The sequence below is a fragment of the Tatumella ptyseos ATCC 33301 genome, assembly GCF_000735525.1.
GTDB lineage: Bacteria > Pseudomonadota > Gammaproteobacteria > Enterobacterales > Enterobacteriaceae > Tatumella > Tatumella ptyseos.
Genome location: NZ_JMPR01000038.1, coordinates 184,536 through 204,987, shown reverse-complemented (window position 1 = coordinate 204,987; position 20,452 = coordinate 184,536). Strand labels below are relative to the sequence as shown.

17 protein-coding genes are annotated in these 20,452 nt (G+C 52.7%); 11 read left to right on the top strand and 6 right to left on the bottom strand.

Features of this window, described 5'->3' with window-relative positions; translation table 11 throughout:
* Nucleotides 1–394: 394 nt before the first annotated feature.
* Together GTPT_RS12850 and GTPT_RS12845 are read left to right on the top strand one after the other, a co-directional pair.
* Complete coding sequence (locus GTPT_RS12850; protein ID WP_051170676.1) at nt 395–2,476, top strand: FUSC family protein; 2,082 nt, start codon at nt 395–397, stop codon at nt 2,474–2,476.
* A 39-nt stretch (nt 2,477–2,515) separates the two neighbouring features.
* On the top strand, nt 2,516–3,223 hold the full coding sequence (locus GTPT_RS12845; protein WP_025901726.1) for an alpha/beta hydrolase: 708 nt from the start codon (nt 2,516–2,518) through the stop codon (nt 3,221–3,223).
* A gap of 181 nt (nt 3,224–3,404) precedes the next feature.
* Here the strand turns inward: GTPT_RS12845 and GTPT_RS12840 are convergent, their stop codons facing one another.
* On the bottom strand, nt 3,405–3,593 hold the full coding sequence (locus GTPT_RS12840) for a hypothetical protein (protein WP_025901727.1): 189 nt from the start codon (nt 3,591–3,593) through the stop codon (nt 3,405–3,407).
* 476 nt (nt 3,594–4,069) lie between these two features.
* Here GTPT_RS12840 and GTPT_RS12835 point away from each other — a divergent pair, with 476 nt between their 5' ends.
* From GTPT_RS12835 to GTPT_RS12815, 4 genes are all read left to right on the top strand, one after another.
* On the top strand, nt 4,070–5,038 hold the full coding sequence (locus tag GTPT_RS12835; protein ID WP_025901728.1) for an HlyD family secretion protein: 969 nt from the start codon (nt 4,070–4,072) through the stop codon (nt 5,036–5,038).
* Nucleotides 5,023–6,174, top strand: coding sequence for an ABC transporter permease (locus tag GTPT_RS12830; RefSeq protein ID WP_029989346.1), 1,152 nt, complete (start codon nt 5,023–5,025; stop codon nt 6,172–6,174). Before GTPT_RS12835 ends, GTPT_RS12830 begins: the two co-directional genes overlap by 16 nt.
* On the top strand, nt 6,171–7,325 hold the full coding sequence (locus GTPT_RS12825; RefSeq protein WP_025901730.1) for an ABC transporter permease: 1,155 nt from the start codon (nt 6,171–6,173) through the stop codon (nt 7,323–7,325). The genes GTPT_RS12830 and GTPT_RS12825 overlap by 4 nt, the downstream gene beginning before the upstream one ends.
* A gap of 683 nt (nt 7,326–8,008) precedes the next feature.
* A complete protein-coding gene (locus tag GTPT_RS12815) occupies nt 8,009–8,836 on the top strand; it encodes an aldo/keto reductase (protein WP_029989343.1) in 828 nt (275 codons plus the stop codon).
* A gap of 152 nt (nt 8,837–8,988) precedes the next feature.
* On the opposite strand, the gene GTPT_RS12810 is transcribed toward GTPT_RS12815, so the two are convergent.
* From GTPT_RS12810 to GTPT_RS12795, 4 genes are all read right to left on the bottom strand, one after another.
* A complete protein-coding gene (locus GTPT_RS12810; protein ID WP_055725588.1) occupies nt 8,989–10,953 on the bottom strand; it encodes an FUSC family protein in 1,965 nt (654 codons plus the stop codon).
* 285 nt (nt 10,954–11,238) lie between these two features.
* Complete coding sequence (locus GTPT_RS12805) at nt 11,239–11,799, bottom strand: DsbA family protein (protein ID WP_029989342.1); 561 nt, start codon at nt 11,797–11,799, stop codon at nt 11,239–11,241.
* Nucleotides 11,800–11,939: 140 nt separating this feature from the next.
* A complete protein-coding gene (locus GTPT_RS12800; protein WP_025901735.1) occupies nt 11,940–12,683 on the bottom strand; it encodes an aspartate/glutamate racemase family protein in 744 nt (247 codons plus the stop codon).
* A gap of 13 nt (nt 12,684–12,696) precedes the next feature.
* Nucleotides 12,697–13,401 (bottom strand): GntR family transcriptional regulator, encoded by a 705-nt coding sequence (locus GTPT_RS12795; RefSeq protein ID WP_029989341.1) that lies wholly within the window; start codon nt 13,399–13,401, stop codon nt 12,697–12,699.
* A 136-nt stretch (nt 13,402–13,537) separates the two neighbouring features.
* Here GTPT_RS12795 and GTPT_RS12790 point away from each other — a divergent pair, with 136 nt between their 5' ends.
* Nucleotides 13,538–15,019: an NCS1 family nucleobase:cation symporter-1 gene (locus tag GTPT_RS12790; RefSeq protein ID WP_029989340.1), complete on the top strand. Its 1,482-nt coding sequence runs from the start codon at nt 13,538–13,540 to the stop codon at nt 15,017–15,019.
* A 218-nt stretch (nt 15,020–15,237) separates the two neighbouring features.
* The gene (locus GTPT_RS12785) at nt 15,238–15,840 is read left to right on the top strand and encodes a 2OG-Fe(II) oxygenase (protein ID WP_025901737.1); all 603 of its coding nucleotides are present in this window, start codon (nt 15,238–15,240) and stop codon (nt 15,838–15,840) included.
* Between the two features lie 39 nt (nt 15,841–15,879).
* Here the strand turns inward: GTPT_RS12785 and GTPT_RS12780 are convergent, their stop codons facing one another.
* Nucleotides 15,880–17,307 (bottom strand): MFS transporter, encoded by a 1,428-nt coding sequence (locus GTPT_RS12780; protein ID WP_029989338.1) that lies wholly within the window; start codon nt 17,305–17,307, stop codon nt 15,880–15,882.
* A 125-nt stretch (nt 17,308–17,432) separates the two neighbouring features.
* On the opposite strand from GTPT_RS12780, the gene GTPT_RS12775 reads away from it, so the two are divergent.
* From GTPT_RS12775 to GTPT_RS12765, 3 genes are all read left to right on the top strand, one after another.
* Nucleotides 17,433–18,599: an MFS transporter gene (locus GTPT_RS12775; RefSeq protein ID WP_029989337.1), complete on the top strand. Its 1,167-nt coding sequence runs from the start codon at nt 17,433–17,435 to the stop codon at nt 18,597–18,599.
* A gap of 204 nt (nt 18,600–18,803) precedes the next feature.
* Complete coding sequence (locus GTPT_RS12770; protein ID WP_029989336.1) at nt 18,804–19,409, top strand: cupin; 606 nt, start codon at nt 18,804–18,806, stop codon at nt 19,407–19,409.
* 22 nt (nt 19,410–19,431) lie between these two features.
* A complete protein-coding gene (locus tag GTPT_RS12765) occupies nt 19,432–20,130 on the top strand; it encodes an NADPH-dependent F420 reductase (RefSeq protein WP_025901739.1) in 699 nt (232 codons plus the stop codon).
* Nucleotides 20,131–20,452: the final 322 nt, after the last annotated feature.

Genomic DNA, 20,452 nt, shown 5'->3' with positions numbered 1-20,452 from the left:
CAGCAGTATCAGGAAGCGTACCGGAGTGGCTAAAACCGAAGCCAGACAGAGAACAGGTTGTTTTAATCAGCAAAGACCTGGCGATAAGTCCGGCAAATTGTACCTTTTTTGTGCCGGAAATGACAGGTATCCTGCCTTTAACGGCTGTCGGTGATCATAGCTATTTATGGGGTCCGCGGATGCTGACTTTCCGGGGAAGGATCACCCGCATCCGGAGGTCCGGGAAAATGCTTGTTTGCCTGAGACACCGGGAATACTTAACTTCAGAAGTTTTAATGAGAAACTGCGTTAAAAGCAGCGATTCCGTACCTGTTACAATTTTAGTCGTTAGCGAGTGACCGGGTGTACTATACTCGCAATGCGAATCAGAGCTCCCCATAACTGACTGTAACCTATGAAATTTTTAACAAAAAGTGCGTTTACATTTTCATTAAAAACGGCACTGGCGGCTTTCCTGGCGTTGTATCTGGCATTAGAACTTAATCTGGAAAAACCCACCTGGTCATTAACGACAGTGTATGTCGTTTCACAGATCTATTCCGCCTCCACGGTGTCAAAATCCTTTTTCAGGCTGCTGGGCACTGTGCTGGGCGGTATTTTTATTTTTGTTATTTACCCGGCCACCGTGATGTCACCGGTGATGTTCAGTTTTTCTGTATCGGCCTGGGTCGCGGTATGTCTGTATCTGTCATTACATGACCGGACACCGAAAAGTTATATTTTTATGCTGGCCGGGTACAGTGCTGCGATTATGGGGTTTCCGGATGTGACGACGCCGTCAGCCATCACTTATACCGTGATCTCCAGGATCGAAGAGGTGGCGCTGGGGATCCTCTGCAGTAGTCTGGTGCACGTGCTGATTTTCCCGGTGAGTATGAAATCGCTACTGCAGAACAGTATCGATAACTGGTATCAGCAGGCAAAAAAAGTCTGTGCTTCTCTGCTTAGCCAGCAACCCCGGTCGGCAGAAATGCCCGAAAGAGAACAGATCCTGATCCAGATGGCGAATTACCCCGTGAGTGTGGAAGTCCTGATGACTCACTGTGCCTATGAGCCCGATCAGGTGAAGCGGCTGGTACGGATGGTATCGGCACAGTATCAGCATCTTTCCTATCTGGTGCCGACCCTGACGGCGATAGAAAAACGTCTGAGCCTGCTGTCTGCAGAAAATATCCTGCTGCCTGAAATCATGATGCATGCTATGGGCCGTTTTCTTGACTGGCTTGAACAGCCAGCCAGCACTGAAGATGTGGCTTCGGTGAATCGGTTACTGGAAGAGACGCAGCAAAATATCACAGAAAACTTCCATTCCGGTGCGTGGGGGACTGAAGAGTGTTTACTGTTTACCGGACTGACCCGACGGTTACAGAACTTTGTCCGCATTCTGAGTGCGTATCACGGGGTTGAGGTCAGGATCTCCCGGCTCAGAAGACGGGGTAAATCCTCCCCTGTGATGCACCGTAAACGCTACTTTGACCACGGAATGATCTCTCTGTCGGCGTTTACGGCGTTTGCCGCGACCTTTATCGCTTGTCTGTTCTGGATTGGCTCGGGCTGGAAAAGCGGCAACAATGCGGCAATGATCGCTGCCGTCACCTGTTCGTTTTTCGCAACCCACGACAGCCCCATTGGCGGAATGCGTGTATTCTTCAAAGGTATCGCCATTGCTATTGCCATCAGTATTTTTTATTCCCTGGCGATCCTGCCGGGCGCAATTACCTTTGAAGCCCTGATCATTTGTTTGTTACCGGCACTGCTGTTGATGGGGCTTATTATTGCAAACCCGGCCACTAATTTTATCGGGTTGATTGTCGCCACCCAGCTCCCTGCCTATATCGGCCTGAGCCATGATTTTGCGCCTAATCCTTTCGCGACAATCAACGCCGCGATTTCCACCTTTGTCGGGATTGTGATCTCTCTGGTGGTCACACTGATGATCAGAAATAAACGCCCGTCCTGGACCGCAAAAAGAGCACTGCGGGCAGGAATTAAAGAATTGTTACAGCTTATCAATGATATCCGGCTACAGAAAGCGTCATTATTGCAGCGTCAGCAGTTCGTGCAGCGAATGCTGGACCGAATCAACGTTATCCTCCCGAGGAATAAAGCCGACCCGGGGAACAGTCTGATCGTGGAAAATAATCTGATCACGGAAGTATGGCTGGGAGCAAATGTCTTCGACTTCTGCGCCCGTGATCCGGAAATTCTCCGTTTAAACGGACTACGGACAGAAGCGTTGCTTTATGAAATTAGTTTGTATCTTAAAAGGCGATTAAAAAATATCCATGAGCAACCCGGCAGCAGGTTGTTACATGAACTGGAGCAGTTGCTGTCCGTCATGGAGCCTATGGCGAAGAATAACCCGCAGTTATTTATGCCATTTTATTTTCTGTTCAACATCCGGTTATCCCTGTTTCCACGTATCCGCTGGAATACCGCGGCAGGGAAAGCCTGGTTTCCGGGTGATGACAGCTAAATGTTTACCGGAAGAAAAAGCAGCATAAGAGGAAAAAGAGTGAAAAAAGTACTGGCAGTGATCGGCGTATTTTGTATCTTTCTGATACAACCGGCGGTCCGGGCAAGTGAACTGACCTATTTATTTATGCCGGCCGTCCGGCAGGATAAACCGCAATCGATGCTGGTCATGATGCATGGTTATGGTGCGAATGAACAAGACTTTAACGATTTTCCGGTCATTGTCCCGGGCAATATGATTGTGGTTTCACTCCGGGCGCCGCTACCGGTCGCCGGAGACAGCTATCAGTGGTACCGGGGGTCAGATAAACAGAAGAATGTTGCCGCCGATCAGCAAAGCAGCAGTGATGCAGTGGTTTCGACGGTGAAAACCCTGCAACAGCAATACCACGTCGCCGCCAGCCATACCTATCTGGGGGGATTCAGTCAGGGGGCGGTGATGACCTACAAGGTCGCACTGATGTATCCACAATTGTTCCACGGTGTTGCTGTTTTCAGCGGCCATTTACCGGCAAATTTTTCAGTGAACAGTATTCCGCGTCATCAGGTCAGTCAGCTACATTTCTTTATCGGCCACGGGGATGCTGACCAAAGGATCCCGTTAGCGCTGGCAAGGCAGGCGGTGGATCAGTTAAGCGGCGTCACGCCGGATATCACCTTTAAGACGTATCCGGGCATGGGGCATACCATGAGCCTGGATGAAATTAAGGACTTCAGACAATGGCTCTTCAGTCAGGAAGTTCAGTAAGGCGGCTGGCGAAGCATAAAAATGTTTTTATATCACGGTGCCTGAGGAAATCATCGGTTATTCCCTGTGACAGGCTACGGGCCGTCCTGTGGCTATTTCGGTCACAGAGATCGTTTTGTTCTGCAGGATGACCGCCTGTTATCCGTGCTTAGGGTAAGGGATAATAACGGACTTCCGGGCATTAGCCCCTGAGTGCGCAGACAGGGTGGGTCAGACCGGCCGGGCGGCAGGACGCATTGAGTAGCTGACTGAACTCAGCCTCTGCCCGGGTTACGGCCTGGAGAAATTCCGCCGGTGACAGGGATTGTTGCTGACCATTGACGTAGGCCAGTGCCAGCTCTTTACTGTTAAAACGATTCAAAGAAAACATAGTGTTTGCAGACTCCGCAGAGAGATAAGATTCAGGGGAAACTATAACCCTGATGGCAACCGCCGTGGATCCGGAAATCTGTATCAATTCGATAGGTGATCCCGTTCCCGGAGATGTGGAATTGTCACTTTTTATTTCCCCTCTTGTCAGGCTCCGGTATGTCGTCCGGAGTGGTTCCGGTATCTTTGTGGAGTGTCGGGGCGGTCTCTTCTTCGGGCAAAGCCGTGTTATTGCGACGATATCGCGGTTGCGGAAGGGGATGATTTATTAACGTCACCCTTATGAATTATTGGCAACGGCGGATGACACGTCTGCTGAAATATGGCGTTAACGTTATTAACGCAGAGATATCCCCGTACAGATATATTGCGGGGATGAGCACGGGCATAACCTGAATCAATGCTCTATGCTTTTTTTATGTCAAAATTGCGGTTAGCGATGATGGAACACTTTTACTGTGCACAGGAGCAGTTTGCATGAATAAAAAAATAATACTGACTGTATTACTGATGATAGTGATTATTTCACTGGCTGTTTTCTTTCGTGCCAGTAATCAGGGATTGTTATTACAGGGCGAGGTGGATGCGCCGGAAGTTATCGTCACCTCTAAAGCGAAAGGCCGCGTTATTGAACGTGAAGCCCAGCGGGGCGATGATGTCCGTGCGGGTGAAGTGTTGATGAGGCTGGAGGCCCCGGAACTGATTGCACAGCTGAAAGCGGCTGAAGCTGCCCGTGACCAGGCAAAAGCCCGGCTGGATCTTTCCCTCAGTGGTACCCGCGAAGAAAGCCTCCGTAACCTTCGTGCCGTACTGGCCTCATCCACATCAGACTACCAAAATGCCCGGGATGAATATAACCGGCAACTGAAGATTGCAGCGAAGGGATATATTTCTGCGCAGGCGCTGGATGATGCGCGTAATGCCCGTAATACGGCATTGCAATCTATGCAAAGCGCGCAGGCCAACCTGGATGAAGGGTTACATGGCGACCGCGCACAGCAGCGGGAAATTTATGCCGCACAACTGGATGAAGCAGAACAGCAATTACTGGAAATTAAAGCTCAGACGGATGACCTGGTGGTCAGAGCCCCTGTGGATGGTGAAGTCGGCCCCATCCCGGCCGAGGTCGGTGACCTGCTGACAGCCTACAGCCCGTTGCTGACATTAGTTCGTCTGCCGGATGCCTATTTTGTCTTTAACCTGCGTGAAGATATTCTCGCTCATGTCAGAAAAGGTGACATTATTAACCTGCGGGTTCCGGCATTAAATAATGAGATGATCAAGGCTGAAGTGCATTATATCGCCCCTCTGGGAGACTTTTCGACCAAAAGTGCAACACGGGCAACCGGCGATTTTGACTTAAAAACCTTTGAAGTTCGCCTGCGGCCTCTGCAGCCGGTGAAAGGATTGCGACAGGGAATGAGTGCATTATGGCAATGGAAGTAAAATATGGACGTCGTTGCTTCAGGCAGGCATTTAACCGCGAGCTGAGAACGGCCTTCAGGCGGCCCATGATCCACTGGCTGACCTGGATTTTCCCGTTATTACTGTTCTGGCTGCTGAGCAGCAACTTTTCGGCCGGAACTCTTCTGAATTTACCGGTAGCGGTGGTGGATAATGACCACAGTGAGCTGTCACGGCAATTAATCCGCGACCTGGATGCCAGCCCCCATGCCTCACTGACGGAGTGGCCGGGCGGTCTTGAACAGGCGGAACAGAAATTACGTACTGCGGCAGATTACGGCATCGTTTATATTCCGACGGACTTTGAGGCCGATGTGCTGGCCGGTCGTCAGCCGCAGGTGGTTTTCTATTATAACGCGCTGTTTTATGCCTCGGGGCTTTACTCCACGCAGGACTTCACCGGCCTGATGACGACCTTAAACAGTCAGTACCGCAGTATTATGGCGGCGAAAATCGGTAAGCAGGTTCCGACGCTGGCTCAGGTATCATTAACCTACCAGAGCCTGTTTAATGCCAGTGGCAGCTATATCTATTATCAGCAGTTTGCCGCGACAATCCATCTGATGCAGTTGTTTGTCGTTGCCTGTATGATCTATGTGTTATCCCGCAGTAAACCGCTGATCTACTCTAATTCCTTCACGATGTCGTTACTGGGGAAGATGGCTCCCTATACTCTTATCTATACCACAGTGCTGATGGCGCAGATTGCGTTGCTGGTCTGGGCGTCAGATGCCAGAGTGGTGGGTAATGCGTTTTATATGTACTGTGTCGCTTTTTTCTACATCATGGCAGCGCAGAGTATCGCCGTGTTTTTGTTCACCTTTACCCGCTCGGCCATTACGGCCTATACGCTGATGGCACTACTGGTGAGTATTGCCATGACATTTTCGGGACTGGCGGTCCCTGAATTATCGATGCCGTTACCGGCTCAGATTATTTCTAATCTGGAACCCTTGACCCATGCATTGTATGCCATGTTCGATCTGTTCCTGCGACAGGCCCCGGCACAACCGGTTGCCAGTGTCTGTGCTTTATTACTGGTTTACCCGCTGGTGGTCGGTCTGCTGGTCCGGAAACGATTACCGGCCCGCCTGAAAGCACAGGAGGCGATGACATGACGGTTTTTTTTCAGACGTTCCGCAAAGTTCTGACCGGCATGTTGCAACGCCCGATGTGGGGGATTTTGCTGATATCGCTGTGTGTTATGAGCCTGGTCTATGCGAACCACACGGTCTGGAACCTGCCGGTGGCGGTGGTTGATCAGGATCACAGTACCGCCAGCCGTTTATTGATCCGTAACCTGGATGCAACTTCCAAGATTGATATGATCAACTATGCGGATCTGGAAACCGCAAGACGTGATCTGGGCTGGCGTAAGCTATTTGCGATCATTATTATGCCGGTCGATCTGGAACAGAAAATGCTGGCCGGAGAATCCGTGGCGATCCCGGTGTTCGGGGATGCGACAAATCGGTTGCCCAACGGGCAGATACAGCAGGCTGTGGTCGCCGCTTACCAGCAGATGCTGGCCCACTATAATAACGAAATTCTCCTGAACCACGGTTTTACCGCCCCGGAAGCCAGTGTGGTGTTAACGCCCATTAAGGCCGTGATACAACCGCTGTTTAACCCCGGCATTAGTTTTGCGGCTATTATCTTTCCGGGGCTGCTGGTCATGTTATTACAACACTCCCTTTTGATCGCCAGTGTACGGGTCAATCTGACCATCAGCGCCAGCGGTAAACCTTCGATGCCGGTCATTCTGGGGGCGTATTCAGCACTATTGCCTATCTGGCTTTTTCTGTCGATAGTCCTGTTTGTCCTCTGGCCGTGGGTCCTGGGCTACCGGCAAACGGCCAGTATGGCCGAAATATTACTGCTGACCTTTCCTTTCCTGCTGGCAGTGATCAGTCTGGGGAATTTACTGACGGAATGTATTCGCCGTGTGGAAATTGTTTATCTGACGCTGTCATTTATGACCATGCCGGTCTTTTACATTTCAGGCACCATCTGGCCGGTACAGGCGATGCCCTGGGGCGTCAGATTACTCTCTGACCTGCTTCCTTCCACCTGGGCCGTGAAAGCCATCGCCGGGGTAAATCAGATGGGGCTTTCCTGGAAAAATGCACTGCCCGATGTGGTGGTGTTGTTGTTACTTTGCCTGTTATTTAACTTGCTGGAGTTTCTGATTAACACTTTCCGCAACCGTCAACGCCGGGAGGCATTTCTCCGGTTTTTCCGCGTAAAACCGGCCAGTGCGGCTAAATAACCTGCCGGAGGCCCGCCGCTCAGCGGGCAACTCTCCGGCCGCATAAACCGTCACTGTTGCGGGCGATACTTCATCAGGGAATTTTTGCTGCCCGTGTTGCTCAGGATCCCGCGCAATGATCTGCGGGCAGGGCAGGCGGTAATACCCGGAGCTCATAAGGTAGAGCCACTCTCCTTCACAAATCTCTCTGCATCAGTCCGGGCCAGGCGGTTACGGATCTTCCCCTGAAAGAAAAGTAGTGGCTGAACAGACGGTTTTCTGAGGAACGCCGGGTTTCACTGCCTCCGCCGATCGGCAGCACTCTTTTTGCACGGTTGCGCCATTTTTTTACCTGTTGATCACACTCCTGCGGTGAGGCCGTATGACAGATGCTGATCATTCCGGCCATCAGGTCACCGGATCCTGACGGCCGTCATGGCCGGTATTCACCGGCGGCAAACGACGGTGGATAGGGAGTGGCGAGGTCACCCGCAGTATTTTTTGCCGGCTGAGGCAACCTGGCCTGAAAATTGTATGCTGATAACCGAAGAGATGAGTTTACCGGGTCACGAATGACCCACAGGTTACCTCAGAAGTACTTTTCAGCCCGCCTGTGTCAGCAGGTCTGAAGACAGGACAGACGCCGGAATATTGTATTTAATCGCTCCCGGTCACCGTCCGGGAGATAAAAGATGCGGAGCCGTATGAAAAAATTACTGACTTTTTCCGCACTGGCTGCCGGCACGAAAGCAGCAGGGGACGGACGTTACCCGGAAAAACAGGCTGTGGCCGCATTGCACCGCGCGATAGATTGCGGGATCACTACTCTGGATACCTCTGCAGTGTACGGGCGCGGCCGTGCGGAACGTATGGCGGGTAAAGTGATCGCGACACGCAGACGGGAGGTCTGTCTGGTGTCGGAAATTGCTTCCGGTGCGGCCAATCGCTTGTTATCCCGACGTTATTGCCAGGCATCTCTGAAGCGATTACAAACAGATCATATTGATTTTTACCTTCTTCACAAACGCTATCCCGGTCTGCTCGCGTCTGCGGTACGCAGCCTTGAAAAATTGCGCCAGGAAGGGCTGATCGGTGGCTGGGGTGTTGCGGATTTTGATGTCCGTGATCTCGTACAACTGCTTGCGTTGCCGGGCGGTGAAAACTGCGCTATTAACCGGGTGATGTACCACTGTGCGGCACGGGGAATTGAATACCGTTTACTGGATCAATGCCGGCAGGCCGGTATTCATATCATGGCTTATTCACCTTTCGGTGGCACCGGGGACCCGTTACTGACTGCCCCGGTACTGGAGATGATCGCCCGTGACCATCGCTGTCAGCCAGCGGAGGTCGCACTGGCCTGGATCCTCCGTCAGCCGGGGATGACCGCGATTATCGAAACTGACAGTCCGGTACACCCCGGGCACCTGGCCCGGGCGAAAACCCTGATGCTGACTGCGACAGACCTGGCTGCGATCAACGGCGTATTTCCTCCGCCGGTTATCCGTCAGCCCCTTTCCCGGCAGGGATAGACGGCCGGCGAAGCACTGGCAGACTGACGACATTGACATCACGGCGGATGCGCGCCTGACATCATAAGATGCACGGCGATACTCCTCTCGCGGGAAACCCGGCGGATGACCTGCCCGGGCATCCTTCCGGCTCCTCATTACAGACCTGGCGGTCAACGACTCAGTAATTCTCCCCGGTACTGAAGGAGCAGTTTTTGCAGGTCATTGACGACCAGGGTTATTTTTTCCGGGTCCGGCAGAATACGGATAACCAGCAGATATTCATGCAGCAATTGCTGAAGCTTCAGGTAGGCACGTTCCCGTTGTATAGCCATCCGCTGGTGAGACAGGTCATGAGCAGCCTCGCGGATTTGCTGGTGGAAATCAGAAAGTGTCTGCAGATTAGGAATATTCAGTGCGGTAATACGACGGTAAATAATGATCAGGTTAATACCCAGCCGGTAGCGCATCAGTTTACGGCTATCCATGGTGATCAGCAGCAGCAAATCATCATATAACGCACTCAGTCGGCTGATTTTACGACGTTTAGGGTTAGTCGTCAGCGTCTGTAATGACGTGGTCAGAATACTCCGCAGCAGGGCATTCGACAGGGTGCTCTTACTTAAATCCGGGATCAGCCAGATGATGGTCAGGGTCACTACCGCGCCAAGGATCTGCCCCAGAGCGCTGTCCATATAGTTATTAAAGTTGAATGTTTCCGGGTTAGTGATCGGGATCAGGTTAAAAATAAACATCAGGGAAGCCGCGCTGCCAGGAATTTTCCATTGTACGCAGAGGGAGAAAAAGAAAACCAGCAGACTGATGGCCATAATCAGCAGCAGAAAACTTTGCTGAGTGGACGGTACCACGACCAGGTAATAGAACAGGCTGACGGGCAGGATGTAAATCATGCCGTAGATAAAGTCCATAGCCAGTTTACGCGGGTTTTCGGCGCGCATCGCCAGGGTTGACACGATGCTCGAAATAATCAGAAATCCGGTGATCGCCGAAGAGGTAGTGGTCAGCCACAGGCAACATCCCACCAGTCCGGTCAGAAAGGTACGCAGACCGTTGACCAGTGCATGAGACTTCTGCACCGAGGCAGCGGCATTGATCGCATAGCGGCTGATGATCTCTTTTTCGACCTCATGCAACGGTACTTTCGACTGCACGCCGGTGCACAGAATACGTAACTCTTTCAGGCCTTTTATCCAGGAGGAGAGCGCATAAGGCGTCTGGCCGGGAGAAAGCTGAGGAATAAGCAGGCTGAACTGATGAATTTTTTGGGCCAGGGCAGCATTATTTGCGACGGGATGATTAAACAGTAAATACCAGCTGGTGCTGCGCTTTTCCGGCTGTTGCTGAAAGTATTGCCAGGTTTCATAGGTCAGGGTACACAGATGGAACATCAGACCATTAATGCCTTTTAACCGCTGATGCACTAACGGATTATTATGGGTCGACTCCATTTTTAAAACCTGGCGCATGGCATTAAATTTTTTGCATTCTTCCAGCATAAGTTTAAAACGCTCTTCAAACTCCTGCTCATTACTGGCAGTGAAGCAGCAACTCATTAAGCGGAATAAAGCCAGCGGGCATTCATCAATAAACCGCCGGATCTGCGGTTTAATACTGCGGGGGAGAAACAGTAAGTCGGAAAATATAATGCACAGCAGTCCGAGCGATATTTCCAGTGAACGATATATTGCGATTTGCGGTGCGGCTTGTGGGTCCTGCCAGGCAGTCACCAGAATAATAAAGACGGAGTACCCGGCCAATCCGAAGGCGTAAGAAACCTCCTGTTTAACGACGGTATACACCCAGGAGAACACCCCCGCCCAGAGGCAGCAGGCCAGTAGCATCAGCACCGGTGCCCGTGAAAGGCCGCAGATAATCACCACTGCACCGACAGAGCCGATAGCGGTCCCGATAAGGCGCAGAAAGCCGCGGAATCTCAATACTCCGGTCATGGGTTCACCGCCGGAGGCAAAGGCGGGGGATGCCGCAATAATTGCCACTGTCATCATCGACCATTTCGGGGTGTCCAGTTGCAGGACAAAACTCATGACCAACGCCATCACAAGGGCAAATGTCGTTTTGCAGGCAAAACGAAGCCGGAAAAGTAATGAATTATGCATTTTTTATATTAAATCGTTATTTAAAATAATTGCAGGCCGCCCTGAGGGCGCACGTCGTCTGTTGTCACCTGAAAACAGGTAACCCTTGGGGTGTTTGAATTAACGGAGCATCCGGGATATTTCCACACAGGAATTGGGTGATAAACACCATCTTACGCCTTTGCGGAGAAACACAAAAGTGTGATTTGCATCAAAGTAATAAAAAAAATTTACGACTGTATTGCCGGGAGAGGGCATAATGGCGGTGAATACCGGCGATATTCACCGCGGATTTACTACAAGGTACTATGCGTTACGGATCCTCTCCGCCCACTGACTAATCTCCTCACCGCTTCCCATATCTGCCTGAATTAATCCATTGATCATAAATGTCGGCGAGACATGAATACCGTTCTGACGGGAATATTTACAGTGCCACTTAATTAATTGCTGCAGTTCCGGTTTATCAAAAGCGTCACTGACACGGATACCGCTGTATTTTTCGATACGTTCAATAATCTGTTGCGGCGTGGCCGTCATATTCGGGCCACGGCAGTGGTCTTCAAATTCGAACTCTTCACGATGTTCACCGACGGCCTGCATGATTTTCAGGGCCGCGGCGTTACCTTCCGGCAACGTTTTAGCGGCCAGAATGCAGCGGACAATGACGCCGGAAAACATATGCCACGGCTGGGATTGCAGATAGATCCTGACGGAGAGCTGCTCTTCGCCTGCCAGGCTGACTAATCCTGCCAGCTTATTGAATGCACGGACAGAGAACGGGCAGGTGGGTTCCAGAAAAACTTCAAGTAATGCCGGGCCATGGCCCAGAGTCAGGGCTTTTTCAGAGAGAGGTGATGCAACCATGATGATCCTCATTTATCAGAACAGACGCGGTAAGCCGGTCCGTATCACTGCAAACATACCCCGGAGTGACCAGGGCGGTGATCGATAAGTTAAGCATAAAGTGGCGATGGGTCTGACGCAACCTCCGGCGCCTGACCTGCTCAGAAAGGATTCAGGCCGGCAAACATGCCGGTTAATGGTTTTTTCAGGGGATAGGCTAAATCTCCGTGCTTGCTGGTGGTCAGCCCGAGTGCCGCCAGGGCCCCCACCAGTCTGACTGCGGCACTGACGCCATCAATCACCGGCACACCTGTTTCCCGTGTCAGTTCCCGGGCGATACCGGCCATGCCTCCGCAGCCCAGAACAATCGCACCGCAATGGTCATATTTGATGGCTTCAAGGCACTGGCGACGGGTTTCCTCCCGGGCCACCGCTTCCTGTTCTTCCAGTGCCAGCACGGGGAGTTCGATGGTACGGACAGAGGCACAATGATCACTGAACCCGTATTGCTGTAACAGGTGTCTGGCGATGATCACCGTGCGGGGCAGGGTAGTGACAATACTAAACTTCGTCGCCACCAGGGTGGCCATATGCATCGCGGCTTCTGCAATGCCGACGACGGGGGCCGTAGCCAGTTCTCTGGCAGCCCGCAGCCCGGGGTCTCCGAAACAGGCGATGATATGCCCATCGACACCTTGCTGACGTCCCGCCGCTATCTGTTGCAGCACGCCGGTGACCGCAACAGCTTCGTCAAAATGCCCTTCAATAGACGGCACGCCCTCCTGCGGATTCACCGCGAGGATCCGGGTGTCTGCCGGGGCGGCTTGACGGGCTGCCCGCGCCATTTTTTCTGTCATTGCCTGACAAGTATTCGGATTAATTAATTGTATACAATAATCTGACATAGTCTCTCCGGCACTAATGCGAAAATAATTTACGGAAATCCGGGGTCGGGGATTTTTTGCGATTAAAATTCAGACGACTGACGATATTATCGAAGTGTTGCTGCATCAGTGCCGATAGCGTCATCAGATCTTTATCACGCAGTGCATTGAGCAGTTGCTGATGATCTGACTCATTACACCCCTGATGCCACTGATCTCCCCAGGCGGCGATCACCAGAGAAGATCGTAACGTCAGGTTGGTGATGATTTCGCTGAGCACCGTGTTTCCGGCTATCGCATGCAGGCGGGTATGGAACAGAGCGGAGTAGCGGATCGCGGCAGCCATATCCCTGTCATGGCTGGCCCGATGCTCCTGCACCAGAATCTCTTCCAGCTCTGTGACGTCTTTTGCCTGCAACCGGCTGATCACGTCAGGGAGGTTTCCCAGTTCAATCAGCGTACGGCTTTTGAAAATCATGCCGGACTCTTCCGCCGAAGGGTTAGCGACATATGCCCCTTTTTTGGGCGTCATATTGACCATTTGCACTGTGGCAAGGCGCGTAAGCACTTTCCTGATCCCTGTCCGGCTGATCCCGAATGCGTCGGCCAGTGCTTCTTCCGGAAGTTTACTGCCAGGGGGCAGCTGATGTTCCACCATCGCTTTGATTAATGCTTCGCGGATCTGCTGCTCTTTTTCCTGTCCGTCTGTACCTTCACGGTAAAGAGTGGTGTTTGACATCGTCTTCTCCTGAGTCATCGTCCCTGACAAGGTATACTTATTTTTCCATTTTTGTATACAAAAATTAAAACTGGTCCGGATCCTGCAGGCTGTCAGAAGACATTTCTCATCAGTATCTCGACAGGGGACTTCAGCTATGCCGAAAAAAAAGGAACCACACCTCACGGGGCACAGCAAACCGGGCTACAGCCCGCGGCTGACCAATGATGATCTGGCACCGGTCAGGGAACAACACTGGAACTGGTATAATATTTTTTCTTTCTGGATGTCCGATGTCCACAGCATGGGGGGCTATGTGGTTGCTGCCAGTTTCTTCACTCTGGGGCTGGCGGGATGGCAGGTTCTGGTGTGTCTGCTGGCAGGGATCTGTATTGTCCAGTGGTTTGCTAATCTGGTCGCGAAACCCAGCCAGATGAGCGGCGTGCCTTTTGCGGTTGTTTGCCGGCAGGCATTTGGTGTGTTTGGTGCCAATATTCCGGCGGTGATCCGCGGGCTGATTGCCTTTGCCTGGTACGGTATTCAGACCTGGCTGGCTTCCAATGCTCTGATGCTGGTTTTACTGAAATTCTGGCCTTCGCTGGCCCCGATGACGAAGGTGCATTTCCTCGGGTTATCCGCCTTAGGCTGGTGCTGTTTTGCCGTTATGTGGGTGCTGCAGGCACTGGTCTTCTGGCATGGCATGAATGCTATCAAACGGTTTATCGATATTGCCGGTCCGGCGGTGTATATCGTGATGCTGTCCCTGGCTATCTGGATTATTTCCCGCACCGGTTTCTCGGGGATCTCACTGACTCTGGCAGAAAAACAATTATCCGGCGGAGAACAGGTCTGGCAGATGGTGTCTGCGGTGGCACTGGTGGTCTCCTATTTCTCCGGCCCGTTACTGAATTTTGGAGATTTTTCCCGCTATGCCGCCAGTATGAACGATATCCGCCGCGGAAACCGTTGGGGGTTACCGTTTAACTTTCTGCTGTTTTCTATTATTACGGTGGTTATTGTTTCGGGGACACATTCATTATTCGGCCGGATGATCACGGACCCTATCGAAACGGTAGCCCATGTGGGAAGCGGACTGGCGATGGCGGTTGCTTTACTGACCATGATCATTGCAACGATCGGTATTAATATTGTGGCAAACTTTGTCTCACCCGCCTTCGATTTTTCAAACTGCTCACCGCAGAAGATCAGTTTTCGCATGGGGGGCATGATTGCCGCTATCGGATCTGTGGTTCTGACGCCGTGGAATCTGTTCCACTCACCGGAGCTTATCCACTATACCCTGGATGTGCTGGGGTCTTTTATCGGGCCGATATTCGGTATTCTGTTATGCGACTTTTACCGGGTCAACCGTCGCCAGATTAACACCGATGAACTCTTTAATGACTCGCCCTCCGGCAGTTATTGGTATGTCCGCGGCGTCAACCCGAAAGCTATTATTACGCTGTTACCCTCCGTCGGCTTATGTCTGCTGATAAGCTTTATTCCGGCGTTACATAATATTGCCAGTTTTAGCTGGTTTATCGGCGTGGGGATGGCTGCTGCAATTTATGCCGGTATTTCACGTCAGCCTTCCCCGGCCGTGAGCGGTCATATCTCTCCTTTAGCTTCGGAAGAATAACTTCAATCCCGTGACGCAGAAGAATCAACTCCCGGCGGCCTGACAGGGCCCGGGGGCTTGCCCGATAGCGGCTCTGCCACAATCAGCCGCCACCGGGTGCATTATTGCCTTCTCTCTGCCCGTGATATCGTGCGCCCGGACAGTGGATCCTGTGGTTGAGCGGTGATCACTCCGGTATACTCTTGCCACCGTTCAGTATGAGAGATAGCAGGGGCGCTATGCCGGATTATCAGGCGTTAATACAACAACTTTGTGACCAGGGCTGGTACTACCAGCAAAATGTTCTGGATCCGCAGTGGGTTTCAGAGCTGGCTGCGCTTTGCCATAGCCGGACGTTCCTGCAGGCCGGCATTGGTAATGGCTTAAAAAATATTATTAATGAATCTATCCGGTCTGACAGCATCAGCTGGATTGATAAGGATGAACAGGATCCTGCTGTCCGGCGTTATCTGGCTCTGGTGGAAGAGATCCGTGTTCTGCTGAACCGGGAATTTTATCTGGGTCTGAATGATTTTGAGGGGCATTTTTCCCGATATCCGCAAGGAGCATATTACAAACCTCATTATGACTGTTTTGCCAATGACCGGCGGCGGGCGATCACCTTTATTGTCTATATTAACCAGAACTGGCAGACGCAGGACGGCGGGCAACTTTGTCTGCATTTGCCCGACGGGGAACATATGATAGAGCCGGTGGCCGGCAGCATGATTTGCTTCCTGTCTGAACAGATCCTGCATGAAGTTAAACCGACCCATTCCGAACGTATGGCATTGACCGGCTGGTTTATGCGTAATAACGGACGGGATTACTACTACAGTTAATCGCTGCCGGAAGCGGAAAGGGAAGGCCGGTAACTCCGCTCAACCCGGCCGGTCTTTTTTCCCGGCCACCTGGCTTCCCGCCTTATTTTCCAGTAACAGAATATCCGCCATGGCCACCAGGCAAAGCAGGGCCAGGGCAACAAAGGCGAGCCGGTAGCTGACCGCCGGCACTTGTGAAAGATAAGCCGCGGTCTGACTGAGCTTATCTGCCAGATAAAGGCAAAGGGCGCTAAAAGTAATACCTGCCCCCATTGAGAGCTGAGATGAGGTACTGAACAACGCATTCGCGTGGCTCATTTGTGTCTTCGGGACGTCACAATACACCAGCGTATTAATCGCGGTGAACTGCAGAGAACGGAACATCCCGCCGGTAAACAGTATCAGGATCACCAGCCAGTGGGGCGTTTGCGGTGTAAAAAATGCACAGGCCAGCATTCCACTGACGTTCAGGAAACCGTTCACTGTCAGTACGGTTTTGAAACCAAACCTTCGCAGGAGAGGGGTGGTGAACGGTTTGATCAGCAGGTTGCCGGCAAACACCGCCAGTACCAGCAGTCCGGAATGGAAGGCATCCAGATGAAAGCCCATCTGAAATAATAAAGGCAGAAGAAAAGGAACGGCTGAAATTGCGGCCCTGAACAAAAATCCTCCGACAAGCATCGCCCGGAATGTGGGGATGGTCAGCGCCTGCAGAGAGATCATCGGGAAAGGAACCCGCGCCATATGTCGAAAGCTCAGCCGGAATCCGTAAAGACTCAGTAGCAGTAAGCCCGCGGGGAGATACCACGGCAGCGATGATGAGGCCATTTCCATACTGCAAACAAACGCGACCATCGACAGGGTTGAAAAAATAAATCCTGTGATATCAAAGGGCCTTTTTTCCGGCTCAGCCTGCACGGTCATTAGTCTGCGGGCCAGCACAACAGCAATGATCCCGATGGGCAAGTTCAGGAAGAAAATCCAGCGCCAGCTGAACCAGGTCGTGATCAATCCGCCCAGTGGCGGCCCGATGATCGGCGCAACCAGCGCAGGCCAGGTCAGGGTGGCAACGGCCGTGATCAGCTGTTCTTTTGGGGTGTTTTTTAACACAGCCAGTCTTCCTACCGGCACCATTAAGGCTCCGCCGACACCTTGCAGGATCCGCATAGCGACGAACAGAGGCAGGCTGTCGGCCAGCCCGCAAAGGACAGAGGACAAGGTAAAAATGGCCAGTGCCAGAGAAAAAACATTGCGGGCCCCGAAGCGGTCAGCTATCCAGCCACTGACCGGGATAAGCACGGCCAGCGTCAGAAGATAGGCACTGATCCCGAGGTTGAGCCGGGTCACGTCTGCGGAAAAAGTGATTGCCATAGAGGGCAGGGCTGTCGTGATCACCGTTCCATCCAGAAACTCCATAAAAAACGCACCGGCGACCAGCAGGGCCACCCCGGAGACGGACTGTGTTCTTTTATTAAGCCTTTCTGACATGGATCTGGCTGACCTGCATAAGATAGCAAAAAGTGTGGCTATAATAGCGAAGTTAAGGTTTCACTTTACTGATGAATGTATGTGAAAATGTTTAGTAAATATTAATAAAATGTATTGGAGTGTTCGTGGAACAACAAAAAAACCTGCATGTCGGCCTCGCATTACTGGCAATGGCCCTCGGGGGGTTTGCTATCGGCACCGGTGAGTTTGTCATTATGGGGCTGTTACCGGATGTGGCCCACGGGCTGGGCCGGTCGGTAACGACTGCCGGGAATGCGATTACCAGTTACGCATTGGGTGTGGTGGTGGGTGCTCCGTTGATTGCAGTTCTGGGTGCCAGAGTATCACGCCAACGTTTGCTGATTTTCCTGATGACACTTTTCGCTGCCGGTAACCTGGCCAGTGCCTTTGCGCCGGGCTACCTCAGTTTTATCGCAGTACGGTTTATCAGTGGTCTGCCGCACGGTGCTTATTTTGGTGTCGCCTCACTGGTGGCTGCCTCTATGGTTCCGGCGGAGCAACGGGGAAAAGCCATTGGCCGCATGATGACCGGCCTGACGGTTGCGACGTTACTGGGCGTTCCGCTGGCCGCCTGGGTAGGACATCATCTTAACTGGCATTATGCGTTCCTGTTTGTCGGGATCTGCGCGGTGGTCAGTGTACTGATGATCATTAGCTACATCCCTTACAGCAAGGGAGATCCGTCAGCGCATCCTCTGCAGGAACTGACCGCACTAAAAACACCGCGCGTTCTGTTGAGTTTACTGACTGGCGCGGCCGGGTTCAGTGGGATGTTTGCCGTCTTCAGCTATATCACCCCGACGCTGACCCATGAGTCAGGATTGCCGGAAGGGGGGATCCCCTGGGTCATGGCGGCCTTTGGGCTGGGTATGGTCGCCGGTATGATGGCAGGCGGACGTTTATCTGACTGGAGTGTGACAAAAGCCATCACTGTGGCACTGGTCTGGAACCTGGTCGTGATGGCACTGTTCCCGCTGATGGCCCATCATATCGCCAGCGGGATCCTGGTGACCTTTCTGATAGGGACAACCTCGTTGCTGATCCCGTGTTTGCAAATCCGTCTGATGGATGTGGCAGGTAAGGCGCAGACCCTTGCAGCGGCAATGAATCATTCCGCACTCAATATTGCTAATGCGCTGGGGGCTTTTTTTGGTGGCATGATCATTAACGCCGGCCTGGGATGGACCTCCACCGCTTGGGTGGGCGGTGCTCTCGGTATCTTCGGGCTGGTGGTTTATCAGTGCTCATTAGTGCTGAAACACCGGGATTAAGCGTTTGCCGGCAGGCTCCTCAGGGGCCTGTCTGGCGAAATATTTTGTCACTTTTTATCCCCTGCTGGCCTCTCTCCGCGCCTTTCCCCGGGTTTACAAAACGTCCCCTGGCTTTTATACCTGGTAAAGACAACGTTACTGCGACACTTCATCTTCAGGTGGCAGCCTGAATTGTCCTGTGATGAATCAGACCCGGGGGGAAAAATGCAGATTGATTCCCGAAGAGATTTTTTACGTGTAATGGCTCAGATAGCCGTCAGTTCGCCGTTGATCCTTGCGGCGGCCGCACGGGGCGAGTCTGCCTCGCCGGTGGTACCGGAACATTTTATGTTATCCGCCAATGGCTGGGTACCCAATAACCCGCACCTGCCGGTTCTTCTCTATCGCCAGGCACTCTCGCTGTCCGGCGATGTGACGCAGCAGTCGGAACAGGCACTGACGCACAATGGCTGGCCACCGCAATGGGTTGCCGGGGTATTTAACTTCCATCATTACCACAGTACTGCCCATGAGGTTTTAGGGTTTGTCGGCGGTGAAGCCCGGCTGATACTGGGAGGCCCGGGCGGGAAGACCGTGACGGTTCACGCCGGGGATGTGGCCCTGTTGCCCGCCGGTACCGGCCATTGCAATTCAGGCAGCAGTGACGATTTCCTGGTGATTGGTGCCTATCCGCCGGATCAGCACTGGGATATCTGTCGCTCGGCACCTACCGCCGCGATGCGCCAGCGGATTGACACCTTACCTTACCCGCATCAGGACCCGGTCAGCGGTCAGCCACAACCCTTAATGTCACTCTGGCAACAAGCATAATGTCATCTTAACAGGAGGTCCCGTGTCAGGAATTAAATCGTTACTGAGTGCAGGTCTGTTATTTATCGGTTCTCTGGCAACCGTCCAGGCGGCGTCGTTACCCTCCATCGGTATTATTGGCGCCGGGCAAATGGGCGGTACACTGGCCTCACTCTGGAGTAAATCCGGTTATCCGGTGATCCTCAGCTCGCGTCACCCTGAAGCCCTGAAAAATCAGGTTGCTGAACTGGGGCAACAGGCCAGTGCCGCCAGTGTCGAACAGACGGCACAGAAAGCCAGCATTATTGTACTGGCCGTCCCCTATGGCGCTTTACCTTCGCTGGCTAAGACCATTGATGCCAGTGTGAAAGGCAAAGTGGTCCTGGATGTCAGTAACCCTTATCCCGGCAGAGACGGGCAGGTGGCCAACGAGGCTCTGAAAGAGGGGGTCGGACGATACAGTGCCGGGCTGTTCCCGGGGGCGCATCTGGTGCGCGGCTTTAACTCAGTAGCTGCCTACACCCTCAGCTCTGAGGCACATCGCTCCGGCGCGAAACTTGCGATCCCGCTGGCAGGAGATGATAAACAGGCGCTGAATGTCGTCTCGCAACTGGTGGAAAAAGCCGGTTTTGATCCGGTTATCGCGGGCGGGCTGGATAAAGCACGTTTATTCCAGCCAGGCAGCAGTCTGTTTCTGAGTAATCTCACCCGGCAGCAACTTAAACAGCAACTGGGGCAATAACCTTTCTCCCGACCCCCGCCCGGGGATCCATTAGTCCGCCTCACCCGGGGCGGACCTTCCGGGATCAGGCGGCAAAACGTCCTTCCCCTATGCAGAGTTTACGGGATCACATGTTTCCGTCATTGCCTGCCGGTGACAGCTTCCGTCATTGCCTGCCGGTGACAGCTTCCGTCATTGCCTGCCGGTGACAGCTTCCGGCTTTACCCATAAGGTGTATTCACGTAATCTGCATACTCCGCCCGGGCCAGCCTGTCGTTCCGGCAAGGCACAAACCCCACTGCCAGGCATGGGCGGGCGGCTACGTGCTGTTCAGCGACCTTTC